This is a genomic window from bacterium Scap17, assembly GCA_013376735.1.
Taxonomy (GTDB): Bacteria; Pseudomonadota; Gammaproteobacteria; order Pseudomonadales; family Halomonadaceae; genus Cobetia.
In genome coordinates this window covers 3,010,096-3,023,191 of the sequence record VINJ01000001.1, presented here as the reverse complement: position 1 = coordinate 3,023,191, position 13,096 = coordinate 3,010,096, and the positions used below count along the sequence as shown (strand labels likewise).

Genomic DNA, 13,096 nt, shown 5'->3' with positions numbered 1-13,096 from the left:
CACTCGAAAGCTGCCACTCAGGGCAGGTCGGGCGAGGGAGAGCCGCTCGGTGACTGAGGGCTTGCGAAGGTGTCCGTCGGGATGACCGGCTCAAGCTCAAGGAAGCGCACGCGATTGCGTCCCTGGCGTTTGGCCTTCTTGAGTGCGTGCTGGGCGCGCTCGCAGAGCTCGAGACGGTTGGCCAGCGTGAGCGTATCGGGCGCCGGGTGATAGCAGGTCAGCCCGATGCTGCAGGTGACTGGTCCCTCGAGGCCATGCAGTTCTGTCGTGGCATGGCGGACGCGCTCGGCGAGGATGATGGCGCCGCTGGAATCGGTCTGGCCCAGCACCGCAATCAGCGAGCCATCGTCGCGCTGACTGAGCAGGTCGCTCTTGCGTGTCGCGTTGCGCAGGATGGTGGAGACCTGCTGCAGTGCGCGGTCTCCTGCGGCGCGGCCGTACTGACGATTGAAGTCGGTAAAGGCATCCACATTCAGCAGCAGAATCGACAGTGGCTGCCCGTGGCGCGCACTGCGCGCGATCTCTCCATCCAGCTGTTGCTCGAAGATCTCGGCGGGCAACAGCTTGTCCAGCACCGACGGCACGGCCGGGCCCGAGGGTGCCATGCTGGCCAGCTTGTGCCGCATGCGGGCCAGGCTCTCCTCGTGGGAGCGCTGCTCGCTGAGGTCCTGGTGCTGACTCAGAATGACGCCGGAGTGGCTGTCGATCACATCCAGATGCAGCATGACTTCGATGATCTGCCCCTGTCTGCCCAGATAGCGATGCGGCTGCTCGAAGTGGGTGATCTCGCCGGCCTGCATGGCCAGAAGCGCCTCCTGACAGGCCTGCATGTCAGCAGGATGGGAGACATCCTCCAGCGCGCCGCGCTGCAGTTCACTCCTCTCCGTCCCCAGCAGTTGGGCCAGCGCCGGATTGAGACGTGTCCAATGGCCATGGAAGTCCATGATCGCCATCGGGAGCTGGCAGCGTGAGAACAGCAGCTCCATCTCCTGGTAGGCGAGGCGCAGGTTGCTCAGTTCGCTGGCGAGCCGCTTGCGTTCATTCTCGCGATCGATCAAGCCTCCCAGCAGGCTGGCCAGTGTCTCGACCAGTGCACGATCGCTGGCGTTGAAATCTGTCGCGCGCGGTGAGTCGTCGCCGAAGCAGACGGTGCCGGTCAGACGGCCTTCGGTCCATACCGGTGCGGCGATATAGCTCTGGAAGGGCATCGACTTGAGAGCCGGATGAGCCTCGAGTGCTGGCGTGGTCGCGATATTGGCGTAGGCGATGCAGCCAGCCTGCTCAACGACTTCATTGCAGTAGGTCTCGTTCAGCGGTGCGATCGCGCCCTCGACCTTGCCGGGCGGCGGATTGACCGCCGCCATGATTTCATAGCGATTGGCCTCTGCGTGGCCGAGGATGCCAGTGGTCATCCCCAGCAGGCGGCAAGCGGTCACCAGGTACTCTCTGAGCTGTTCGCTGAAGGTTCCCGCAGGCGCGAGTGTCAGGGCAAACAACGCTTGCAGCTGGGCGGGTCCGAGATTCTCATTGAGGAAGACAGTCGCGGCGGCGGCCTGTGGCGAGAGCTCTGAGGTATCAACTGGATTCGAACGTCCCGAGGAGGATGGTCGCGCGGGCGGGGTAGGCAGCATGTGACATCCTTATCTTGCATGTTGCGGGGAGAGGGGAATGGCCATACATCGATTATGCTGGCTCGGAGCGATGAATGGGTGTTTTACTGGAGAAGATAATCAACTGTTTATATACGTAAGAATGACGGCGCCTTTCGAGGTGTGACTGGACTAGAGGCGCGCCAGGTCGTGAATCTGGTGGTACAAAAGAAACGGGGAGGCCGGTCGATGGCTGATCGACGGCCTCCCCGACAAGTTCTTTCTCTGCCCACCATGATGCATCGCCATGCGTGGCAGAGTCTGTGTGCCGCTTGTCCTGTAATCCGGGTCCTGTGCCGTTCACACCTGGTGTCACCGATGGGGCCGGCAGGATCCCGCTGTTGTCATGCGTAACGCTCCTGGCTCAGGCGGCTTCGGCCAGCTGAGGTTCCGCTGTCGCTTCCATTTCGATGGCTTCCAACGCCAGTTCAATCGAGAACCAGTTGTCGTTCAGCCACAATTCCAATGCTTCATTGCTCATGCACATCGTCAAGTCTCCCCGAGAGTAGTGGCAATCGAGTGTGTGTCATGGTGTGCTGCCGATAAGCAGCAAACATCAGTATGGCGTCTCCTTGCCGAGAGCGAATGAAGTTTGCGCGACGATATGATGTCAGCAGCCTTGGATAGCGAAAGCAGGACATCACCCATGGTCAAATTCCCATGGGTGATGTCCTGCTTTTCGTGAAGGGTGAGCCTCTCAGTCTCGAGAGCTTGATTGTCGGGGGAAGCGTCTATTTGCCAAGGAGCGCCTCAGGCTGTTGGCGTGGTGTCAGACTGAAAGCAGCGAGCCTCAGCGGCGAGTGAAGGAGCGCAGCAGGCTGCGAATCAGGGTCCGTCCCAGTTGCGATCCCAAGGCGCGCATCACGGACTTGAGCAGAGTTTCGATGATGCCTTGACGCTGTCTGCCGCCTTTGCGTGGGGCGCTTTCGGCCACCGGACTTGTTTGCTCGATGTCAGGCGTCGCGGCTGGCGTCTCCTCCGTCCGAACCTGGGCTGTCGCCGAGCTCGTCAGTTGCGCCTCGAGGCGCTCGTGAGCCGATTCACGGTCTATCACCTCATCGTAGCGACCGGCCAGTGATGAGCTTGCCAGCAGCGCTGCGCGCTCGCTGTCACTCAACGGGCCGATCCGCCCACGCGGCGGCGCGATCAAGGTGCGCTCCACCTGGGTGGGCGTACCCTTGTTGTCGAGCACCGAGACCAGTGCCTCGCCCACACCAAGTTCCGTGATCACCTGAGCCGTATCGAGGGTCGGGTTGGGGCGGAAGGTCTCGGCAGCGGTCTTGACGGCCTTCTGGTCGCGTGGAGTGAAGGCACGCAGGGCATGCTGGATCCGGTTGCCCAGCTGGCCGAGCACGTCATCGGGGATGTCGGCGGGGGATTGGGTCACGAAGTAGACGCCGACTCCCTTGGAGCGAATCAGGCGCACCGTCTGCTCGAGGCGCTCGAGCAATGCCTTGGGAGCGGCATCGAACAGCAAGTGGGCCTCGTCGAAGAAGAACACCAGCACCGGGCGGTCGGCATCGCCGCGTTCGGGGAGGGTGCGAAAGAGCGTCGACAGGAACCACAGCAGGAAGGTGGTATAGAGGCGTGGGCTTTGCATCAATTCACGCCCATCGAGCAGATTGATGAAGCCGCGTGTCTGGTCTCCCTCGCCCGTGGTCGCCAGCATGTCATGGATGTCGAGCGCGGGTTCGGCGAAGAAGCGCTCGCCGCCCTGGGTGGCCAGCACATGCACTCGGCGCAGCATGGCACCGAGGCTCTGGGGGCTGACGCTGCCGTAGCGCTCCTCAAAGGCTTCGCGTTCACGCTCGATATGCTTGAGCAGGCTGATCAGGTCCTTGAGGTCGATCAGCTCCAGCCCTTCACGCTCGGCATGATCGAAGGCCAGGTGCATCAGGCCACTCTGGGTGTCGTTCAATTCCAGCAGGGTCGACATCAGCTCAGGCCCCATGGAAGCCACGCTGGCGCGCACCGCATGTCCGCTCTTGCCGAACAGATCCCACAGCCTGACGGGCGCGGCCTGAGGCTGCCAGTCATTGATGCCGAGGCTGGCGAGGCGGTCATCGACGCGTGGATGCGCGGCACCCGCCGCGGCGATACCGGAGAGGTCACCCTTGACGTCGGCGGTGAACACCGGCACTCCCATGCGCGAAAACTCTTCTGCCAGCACCTGCAACGTGACGGTCTTGCCGGTACCTGTCGCACCGGCGACCAGGCCGTGACGATTGGCCAGTGCCCCGGCTAGCGTGATGTGACCCTTGGGTCCCTGTCCTGCGAGCCCCCCGATCAGCACGTCTGGCATGTGAGTCTCCTGTCATTCAGGTGGTGGCGGTGCATGCAGAAGGAGGTGTGGCGACCACTGCCGATGACCGCAGAGATGGGCGATGTCATGGAACTGTAGGGTTACAAAATGTTTCGTTGAGTAAAATGCTGCAAGCCATCTTGCGCCACTTGACGCATGGCGTCAGACAATCGATGCGTGAAAAAACCGCCTGATGAGTGGCCAGCAGCCTATATGGGCGCTAATTAAACGCGAGTCGATATCTCACTCTTGTATAGGAAATCTGGAAGAAAGATATTTTTCTTTCCCTTCTCTGCTTGAAAGTTCGGCCCCTTAGTTCCATATCTTTAGGCATCAGGGCGCATGTGACGCAACACGTCTCGGCAGATTGAGGTTTTCGTCAAGAATGACATCATCAGGTTCGGGTACAACTCTGGTGACGTTTTTTGAAGAATGCTCCGACAAGCAGCCGACGCGCAGGAGAGGGTCGATACATGCGCCGCAAGGATTTTACGCAGTACCACAAGACGTCGTTGAGATAAGCAGGAATGTCTTGTGGAGCCTGGAACTCGAGACATCCAGTCTCGAGATTCTTGAAGGCTTACCGGCAACGGCCGAGCGAATCATCTGCTCGTCTCTTGCAACAGACCGCTACTGGAGGATGGATCATGAAGAAGCTGACTGCTGCACTTTTCGCGACTGCCCTGGCACTGCCGACCACTGCTGCCTTTGCCGATCACCACGAATCCAGCAACACCGGTTCCGCCAACACTGGCGCCCACTCCACCAAGGTAGAGGGTGGTACCGCTGCGGGTCATGAAGGTGGCAAGGTGCATCACGATAGCGAACGCAATACCGAGAGTGGTTCTGCCAACACCAAGAAGGATTCCATGATGGTGGAAGGCGGCACGGCCCAGCCTGAGTCCGCCAAGCACGGCAAGGTCATGGACAAGGGTGAAGACCACATGGGCGTCAGCCCGGAATCCGGTTCGGCCAATACCGCCGATGGCAGCATGAAGACTGAATAAGCATGTCTTGACGGTCTGGTCTCAGGCCAGACCCGCAATGGATCTTGCGGTGCCTGAACGAGTCGCCAGCACGACTTGCTTGAGCGCATCGCGAGTGAAACGACAAGCCCCCGCCTTGGCGGGGGCTTGTCGTCGTATTGGGGCATGCAAAGCAGGGGGTGAGGGGGCAGGAAAGAGGGGGCTGGCCCCTCAGGTGCTTGTCATCGGCGCTTGCCACCAAGTCCTTACCACCAGCGAGGGCTGTAGGTATCTTCCCCGGCCAGCAGGCGTTCGCGGGCCATGAACAGCGCCGCGACCGCACGCGCCTCGTGGAAGTCCTCACGCGCCAGCAGCGCCGGCAGCTCATCGAGGCGGTGGCGCTCGACGACCAGCGGTTCCGGTTCATCGCCCGGCAGGCGCTTTTCGAACAGATCGCGCGCCAGCATCACGTTCATGCGGTGATCCATGTAGTTGGGCGCCAGGCTCAGTTCGGCCAGTGGTTCGATGTTGTGTGCGGCATAACCGCATTCTTCCATCAATTCGCGATTGGCGGCGGTCACCGGGTCCTCGCCCGGGTCGATCAGTCCCTTGGGCAGAGTCAGCACATATTGCTCAGGGCCAGCGGCATATTCGCGGATCATCAGCACGTGGTCGGGGTCGGGCATGGCGACGATCATCACCGCGCCGTGACCGCCGCTCTTGAGGCGCTCGAAGCTGCGGGTGGCGCCATTGGAAAAGGTCAACTCCAGCGCCTCGACGGCGAACAGGCGCGAGCGAGCGACCTCGCGGCGTGAGTCGATCCGCGGCGGCGTCAGCGTGTGGCTGGCGTCTGATTGATTCATGGTCGGGTGAACGGTATCTGGCGCATCATCCATCGCAAGTCCTCGCGAGGCAGTATGAGAAGAGAGAATACTGTCGCTCATCGTGGCAGGCCGCCGCGAGCGGGGCAATCACAAGCCGCCATCCCCCCTCGATGCACATGCGCGCCCGTGGGCCATGCTTTACACTATGAGGCCAAATTTCCCTCTGGCTGACAGAACCCGATGCTTGACTGGAACACTATCGACACCGTGCTGTTGGACATGGACGGCACTCTGCTTGACCTTCACTTCGACAGCCACTTCTGGCTCGAACACCTCCCCAGGCGCTATTGCGAGCTGCACCGACTCGATGAGGCGCTGCAGGCCGATCTCAAGGCGCGCATCATCAGCGAGTCCGGCACGCTCAACTGGTACAGCCTCGATTACTGGAGCCGTGAGCTCGAGCTCGACGTCGTCGCCCTGAAGCGTGAAGTGCAGCATCTGATCGGCTATCGCCATGAGGCCGAGGACTTCCTCGCCTGGCTGCGCGATCAGCCGCAACGCGTGGTGCTGGCGACCAACGCCGACCGTCATGGCATCGATCTCAAGTTCGCGCTGACCGGCATGGGCGACTACTTCGACGCCGTGGTGTCGTCCGCGGATCTGGGTCACGCCAAGGAAGAGCAGGCCTTCTGGCACAAGCTCAACGAGATCGAGCCCTTCGATCCGGCGCGTACCCTGTTCATCGATGACAATCCGCAGGTGCTGGAAAGTGCCCACACCTATGGCATTGCCCATCTGCTGGGCGTGCGTCAGCCGGATTCGAAGCGCCCTGCGCGTGATTTCGAACGTGTGCACGGCCTGGACGGCTTTGCAGTGCTGACACAAGGCGCGGGGCCCGAGGTGGCCAATGCCGGAGTCTCGAGCGACGGGGAGGGCGAGGAGGCGACATGAGCGATCAGGTACGTATCGACAAGTGGTTGTGGGCAGCGCGCTTCTTCAAGACGCGTGGCATGGCCAAGAAGGCCATCGAAGGCGGCAAGATCCAGTACAACGGCGGCAAGGTGAAAACCTCCAAGACCGTCGAGATCGGCGCCGTGATCGAGGTGCCGCAGGGCTGGGATCGCCTCGTCATCGAGGTGCTGGCCCTCAGCGACCAGCGCCGTGGCGCGCCCGAGGCCCAGAAGCTCTATCAGGAGACGCAGGAGTCCCGCGAGCGCCGTGAGCGTGAGGCCGAGACGCGTCGCCTCGGCAATCAGGGCATGACGCCGCCTCCCGGCCGCCCTGACAAGAAACAGCGTCGCAACATCCATCGCTTCCAGCGTCAGGATGCCGATAGCTGAGCCAGCGTCAGTCACCGCCGGGTGCAGTTGCACCGACCGGCAGAATTTCCATACCGATGTGTGTCAGCACATCGTTGTTGGCGGCCTGACAAGGGGGCGCTTGTGCGCTCTCCCTTCACGCCTGCCTTGAGGTCCCTCAATGAGCGAACACGACATGCAAGATACCCATTCAGCTGACGAAGCGGCCGCGCCGAGCTTCGATCAGATCCAGCGCTTCCTGTTCGATGCCACCAACGTGCGTGGCGAGATCGTTACACTCGACAAGGCCTACGCCGAGGTGCTCGATCGTCACTCCTACCCACAGGCCATCTCGCGCCAGCTGGGAGAGATGCTGGCGGCCGTGGCGCTGCTGACCGAGACCATCAAGCTCGATGGCACCATGACGCTGGAAGTGCGCGGCACCGGTATCGTGCGCCAGCTGATGGCCGAGTCGAACCCCGGCGGTGAGCTGCGTGCCATCGCACGTCTCGGCGATGAAGCGGTGTTGCCGACGGAAGAGTCCAGTCTGCAGGAGCTAGTTGGCCAGGGCCAGATCGTGATCACCCTCGACCCGCGCGAAGGCAAGCGCTATCAGGGCATCGTGGCCATCGATCAGGACAGCCTCGCCGGCTGTCTGGAGAGTTACTTCAGTCAGTCAGAGCAGCTGCCGACCCGCCTGTGGCTGATGGCCGATGGCAAGCGCACCGGCGGCGTGCTGCTGCAGCAGCTGCCCAACGATGACGCCAACAAGGACCCGGATGCCTGGGAGCGCGTCGTGCACCTGGCCGAGACCCTCAAGGCCGAGGAGCTGCTGACGCTGGACCAGCAGGAAGTGCTGCATCGTCTCTATCACGAAGAAACCGTGCGCATCTATGAGCCCAAGGCGCTGCGTTTCGGCTGCACCTGTTCGCGCGAGCGTCTGGGCGCTGCCCTGCACAGCATCGCCGCCGACGAGCTGCGTCAGATCGTCGCCGAGCAGGGCGAACTGGCCACCCAGTGTCACTTCTGTCATACCCGCTATTCCTTCAGTGCCGCGGAAGTGGAAGCGATCATCGAAGATCCTGGCGCCGAAAGTCCCGTCGTGCATTGAGCTTTTCCCAATGCGCCGGCGACTGGCCCCAGGGACGATGATTGTCTGACATATCGTCGTCTGTCAGGCGGCGGCGCCTGCGCCAAGGTGTTGCAACAATGGGCGTTTCCGCCCGACACCCTTTTTGCCATAATGCCTTGCCAGTACAGGGCCGGATGCCCTGTGCCGGTGGTATCGACGGTGTCATGGCATGCCGTCATGCGCGATCGGGCAGCAACGATCGATCACAAAATAAGCCTGTGGCATGTACCTCGGGCATCTGGCTTCAGCCATCAAGAGAGAGGGCGGCCCTGAGCCGCGGAGACGCGAATGAGCAAGCATCAAGACAGTGCGGTGACCACTCACACCAATCTCAGCAGCGCAGAGCTGATCGAGCTGGCAGTGGCTCGCGGCGAAGGACGTCTGGCCGACAACGGCGCGCTGGTCGTGGAGACGGGAACCCGTAGCGGACGCTCCCCGAACGACCGCTTCATCGTCGACGAGCCGTCCACCTCGGACGCCATCGACTGGGGCAGCGTCAATCGCCCGTTCAGCCCGGAGCGTTTCGACGCCCTGTGGGAGCGCGTCGAGGACTACCTCGGCGAGCGCGACAGCTTCGTCTCCGAGCTGCATGTCGGGGCTGATCTCGAGCACTACCTGCCGATCCGCGTGACCACCGAGACGGCCTGGCACAATCTGTTCGCGCGTACCATGTTCGTGCGTCCGGACAGCTTCAATGCCAAGGACAAGAGTGAATGGACCATCCTCAACGCGCCGCACTTCACCTGCGAGCCTGAGCGTGATGGCACCAACTCCGACGGCGTCGTGCTGATCAACTTCGCGCGTCGCCGCGTCCTGCTGGCCGGCATGCGTTACGCCGGTGAGATGAAGAAGGCCATGTTCTCGGTGCAGAACTTCCTGCTGCCGGAAAAGGACGTGCTGCCGATGCACTGCTCCGCCAACGTCGGCGATGACGGCGAGACCACGCTGTTCTTCGGCCTGTCCGGCACCGGCAAGACCACCCTGTCCGCCGACCCGGCGCGTTACCTGATCGGTGACGACGAGCATGGCTGGGGCGAAGGCACCGTCTTCAACATCGAAGGCGGCTGCTACGCCAAGTGCATCGACCTGTCCGAGAAGAACGAGCCGGTGATCTGGAACGCGATCAAGTTCGGTGCCGTGCTGGAAAACGTGGTGCTGGATGACCGTCGTGGCGCGGATTACGGTGATGACCGTCTGAGCCAGAACTCGCGTGCCGCCTACCCGCTGGAGCACATCGAGAAGCGTGTGCCGGAAAACCGTGCCGGCGAGCCGAATGCCATCGTATTCCTGACCTGCGACATGTCCGGCGTGCTGCCGCCGGTGTCCGTGCTCAGCAAGCAGGCCGCTGCCTACCACTTCCTCTCCGGCTACACCGCCAAGGTCGGCTCCACCGAGATGGGCTCCACCGCCGGTCTCGAAGCCACCTTCTCCACCTGCTTCGGCGCGCCGTTCTTCCCGCGTCCGGCACGTGAATACGCTGACCTGCTGGTCAAGCGCATCGAGGCCTTCGGTTCACGCGTCTACCTGGTCAATACCGGCTGGACCGGTGGCTCCTACGGTGAGGGCGGCTCACGCTTCTCCATCCCGACCACGCGCGGCATCATCAGCGCGATCCAGAACGGTGCGCTGGCGGACATCGAGACGCGTCACATCGACGTGCTCAACCTGGATGTGCCGATGCGCGTGCCGGGTGTCGACTCCAGCCTGCTCGATCCGCGTGAGACCTGGGAAGATCGCGCCGCCTACGACAGCAAGGCGCGTGACCTGTCAGCCAAGTTCGTCGAGAACTTCAAGAAGTTCGCCGGCGTGGATGAGGCGATCATCGCGGCAGGCCCGACCCTGGTCTGACGATCAGCGGGATTGATCGCAAGCGGTAAGCAAAAAGCCTCGCCCGGTATTCCGGGCGAGGCTTTTTCGTGTCTACAGCTTTTCTCATCGACAGCTGCTGTCATGCCAGTAGGTCATGTCAGGCGCTGTCGGGCGTGTCAGAGCCTGTCAGGGACTGCCGCCGGCGGCCAGCGAGCGGTTGGCAGGGCCGTCGAAGGTGTCCTCGGCGGCGAGCGGCTCCGGGCCTTGCGCAGCGCCGGTATGTTGCTCGATACCCTCATCTAGCTCAACACCAGCACTTTGCTCGAGGCTGGGCTCAGTGTTGCTGGCCTCGGTGCGGCGTGACGCGCCTTCGTTGGCGGTTTTGGCAAGGTCTTCGTCGGCGGTGTCGGCAAGGCCTTCGGGCGAGCGCTCGGCGACGAAGGGCGCCGGCGGCTGATACCACCAGCGGGTTGTCCAGGCACGCATCACTCGCTCCGGGTACCAGGTCTTGCCGAGGCTGCCGTTGTAGCGCGCCAGCGCATCGGTGATGTCGCCTTTCTCGCGCTTGAGGTAGTGGGCAAGGATGGTGGCGCCGTAGCGCAGGCTGGTGTCCTGATCGAGCAGGTTGTCGTCGGGCTCGCCGATCTCACGCTTCCAGAACGGCATGACCTGCATCAGACCGCGCGCCCCGGCGTGGGAGACAGCAGTGGGTTTGAAGGCGCTCTCGACCTGGATGACGGACAGGATCAGCTCCGGTGCCAGGCCTGTGCGCGTCGCTTCGCGGCGCACCTTGCGCAGCAGGTCGATGCGCGCGGCGCGGTCGGGCATGTAGCGCTCCAGCCGCTGCTGCATGCTCAATACCCAGTGTAGAGCATCGATGGGGTCCTCGAAGGCCTCGGGCTCGGCCAAGGCCTCGCGCAGGCTGTCACGCAGCCCCGGCGACAGCCCATGCTCGGGGATCGCGGCGGCGGCCTGCACCGGGGAGCTTGTCAGTCCGGTAGACGCGGCGCTCAGCGTCAGCAGGACAGCGGCCAGCCACGGGCGCAGGCGACGACGTGAGGTATTGCCTGCAGCGCCTGTCACGGGCGGCACTGCAGGAGAAGTCGATGAGAGGGTCATGCGCAGTCCTTGCGTATCCGTCATGGCGTCATTATGCCGTGCCAGTGGCGTTGACGTTAATCGGATCGCGTGGTGAATGCATGTAAAGAAACAGCCCGCCCCTCGAGAAGAGGAGCGGGCTGTCCCGGGTGCTGCGCTAGCGTCAGCCGTGAGCGAGTGGCTCAGGCGGCTCGAGTTCAGCTCGCGCTGTGCTCGGCCAGGAAGTCCAGCAGGCTGTCGACGGCGATCATGGTCGCTTCGGCGTCGGTGCGACCCTTGTACTCGTACTCGCCATTGTCGAGACCACGATCACCGATCACCAGGCGATGCGGAATGCCCAGCAGCTCGCCGTCGGCGAACTTGTTGCCCGGGCGCAGATCACGGTCATCCAGCAGCACGTCGTAACCGGCAGCCGTCAGCTCCTGATAGACGCGCTCGGCAGTCTCGCTGACACGCACGGACTTGTGGGCGTTCATCGGCACGATGGCGACCTGGAAGGGCGCGATGGCTTCCGGCAGCACGATACCGCCCTTGTCGTTGCCCTGCTCGATGGCAGCCGCGACCACGCGGGTCACGCCGATGCCGTAGCAGCCCATGGACAGCGGCTGTGCCTTGCCGTTCTCGTCGAGCACGGTGGCATTCATGGCCTCTGAGTACTTGGTGCCGAGCTGGAATATGTGACCCACCTCGATACCGCGTGCGATATCGATCACGCCCTTGCCGTCCGGTGACGGATCACCGGCGACGACGTTGCGGATATCGGCGATTTCCGGCAGCGGCAGATCGCGCTCCCAGTTGAGGCCGAAGTGGTGCTTGCCTTCGATATTGGCACCGGCACCGAAATCGCTCATCAGCGCGACGCTGCGATCGATGATGATCGGCATCTCGAGGCCGACCGGGCCGAGGGAGCCGAAACCGGCACCGACGGCGGCGCGCACTTCCTCGTCGCTGGCCATGGTCAGCGGCTCGGCGACCTGCGGCAGGTGCTCGGCCTTGATCTCGTTCAGCTCGTGGTCGCCACGCACCATCAGCGCGATCAGACCACCTTCGACGCCTTCGGCCGCCTTGACGATCAGCGTCTTGACGGTCTTCTTGATGTCCAGGCCGTGCTGCTCGACCAGTGCGGCGATGGTCCTGGCGTTCGGCGTGTCGACCAGCTGCATCTCCTGGGTTGGTGCCGCGCGCTCAGGCGTCTCGCCCAGCGGTGCCGGCAGCGCTTCACACTTCTCGATGTTGGCGGCGAAATCGGAGCCGGTGGAGAAGGCGATGGCGTCTTCACCGGAGGCGGCCAGCACGTGGAATTCGTGGGAGCCGGTGCCACCGATGGAGCCGTTGTCGGCGATGACGGGACGGAAGTCGAGACCCAGACGCGTGAAGATGCGCACGTAAGTGTCGTACATCACCTGATAGGTCTCTTTCAGGGATTCTTCGCCCAAGTGGAAGGAGTAACCATCCTTCATCACGAACTCGCGCGAGCGCATCACGCCGAAGCGCGGACGAATCTCGTCGCGGAACTTGGTCTGGACCTGGTAGAAGTTGGCCGGCAGTTGCTTGTAGCTGTTCAGCTCACGACGCGCGAGGTCGGTGATGACTTCCTCGTGGGTCGGGCCGACACAGTAGTCGCGCTGGTGACGGTCAACCACGCGCAGCAGCTCGGGGCCGTACTGCTCCCAGCGACCGGACTCCTGCCACAGCTCGGCTGGCTGCACGGCTGGCATCAGCAGTTCCTGGGCACCGGAGCGGTCCATCTCTTCACGCACGATGCGCTCGACCTTGCGCAGTGTGCGCAGGCCCAGTGGCATCCAGGTGTAGAGGCCGGAGGTCAGGCGACGGATGAAACCGGCACGCAGCATCAGCTGGTGGCTGACGACTTCGGCGTCGGACGGGGTTTCCTTGAGAGTGGAAATCAGCAGTTGACTGGCACGCATGGGCTCAGCGATCCCTCGACTTGTCGCTTTGATCGGTACGCTTCGCAGTCGCGAAGCATGAACAGGCAGGTCTTCGGCACGCCTTTTACAG

General features: G+C 62.8%; 10 protein-coding genes. 5 read left to right on the top strand and 5 right to left on the bottom strand.

Annotation, left to right across the window (positions count from 1 at the left end):
- Positions 1-17: 17 nt before the first annotated feature.
- Both FLM52_12800 and FLM52_12795 read right to left on the bottom strand, forming a co-directional pair.
- Positions 18-1,631, bottom strand: coding sequence for a diguanylate cyclase (locus FLM52_12800; protein ID NVN56653.1), 1,614 nt, complete (start codon positions 1,629-1,631; stop codon positions 18-20).
- A gap of 808 nt (positions 1,632-2,439) precedes the next feature.
- Positions 2,440-3,951 carry a DUF853 family protein gene (locus tag FLM52_12795; GenBank protein NVN56652.1) on the bottom strand — a complete coding sequence of 504 codons (1,512 nt, stop codon included), beginning with the start codon at positions 3,949-3,951 and terminating at the stop codon, positions 2,440-2,442.
- A 647-nt stretch (positions 3,952-4,598) separates the two neighbouring features.
- On the opposite strand from FLM52_12795, the gene FLM52_12790 reads away from it, so the two are divergent.
- On the top strand, positions 4,599-4,958 hold the full coding sequence (locus tag FLM52_12790) for a hypothetical protein (protein ID NVN56651.1): 360 nt from the start codon (positions 4,599-4,601) through the stop codon (positions 4,956-4,958).
- A 224-nt stretch (positions 4,959-5,182) separates the two neighbouring features.
- On the opposite strand, the gene nudE is transcribed toward FLM52_12790, so the two are convergent.
- Positions 5,183-5,779: an ADP compounds hydrolase NudE gene (nudE, locus tag FLM52_12785; protein ID NVN56650.1), complete on the bottom strand. Its 597-nt coding sequence runs from the start codon at positions 5,777-5,779 to the stop codon at positions 5,183-5,185.
- Positions 5,780-5,980: 201 nt separating this feature from the next.
- On the opposite strand from nudE, the gene FLM52_12780 reads away from it, so the two are divergent.
- The 4 genes from FLM52_12780 (at position 5,981) to FLM52_12765 (ending at position 10,018) form a co-directional block, all read left to right on the top strand.
- Entirely contained in the window at positions 5,981-6,691 is a 711-nt protein-coding gene (locus tag FLM52_12780) for a GMP/IMP nucleotidase (GenBank protein NVN56649.1), read from the top strand.
- The gene (locus FLM52_12775) at positions 6,688-7,080 is read left to right on the top strand and encodes an RNA-binding protein (GenBank protein NVN56648.1); all 393 of its coding nucleotides are present in this window, start codon (positions 6,688-6,690) and stop codon (positions 7,078-7,080) included. The genes FLM52_12780 and FLM52_12775 overlap by 4 nt, the downstream gene beginning before the upstream one ends.
- A 154-nt stretch (positions 7,081-7,234) precedes the next feature.
- Positions 7,235-8,149, top strand: coding sequence for an Hsp33 family molecular chaperone HslO (locus FLM52_12770; protein NVN56647.1), 915 nt, complete (start codon positions 7,235-7,237; stop codon positions 8,147-8,149).
- 309 nt (positions 8,150-8,458) lie between these two features.
- Positions 8,459-10,018, top strand: coding sequence for a phosphoenolpyruvate carboxykinase (locus tag FLM52_12765; GenBank protein NVN56646.1), 1,560 nt, complete (start codon positions 8,459-8,461; stop codon positions 10,016-10,018).
- A gap of 147 nt (positions 10,019-10,165) precedes the next feature.
- Here the strand turns inward: FLM52_12765 and FLM52_12760 are convergent, their stop codons facing one another.
- Both FLM52_12760 and FLM52_12755 read right to left on the bottom strand, forming a co-directional pair.
- Complete coding sequence (locus tag FLM52_12760) at positions 10,166-11,098, bottom strand: lytic transglycosylase domain-containing protein (GenBank protein NVN56645.1); 933 nt, start codon at positions 11,096-11,098, stop codon at positions 10,166-10,168.
- Positions 11,099-11,274: 176 nt separating this feature from the next.
- On the bottom strand, positions 11,275-13,005 hold the full coding sequence (locus FLM52_12755; protein NVN56644.1) for a proline--tRNA ligase: 1,731 nt from the start codon (positions 13,003-13,005) through the stop codon (positions 11,275-11,277).
- Between the last annotated feature and the right edge of the window lie 91 nt (positions 13,006-13,096).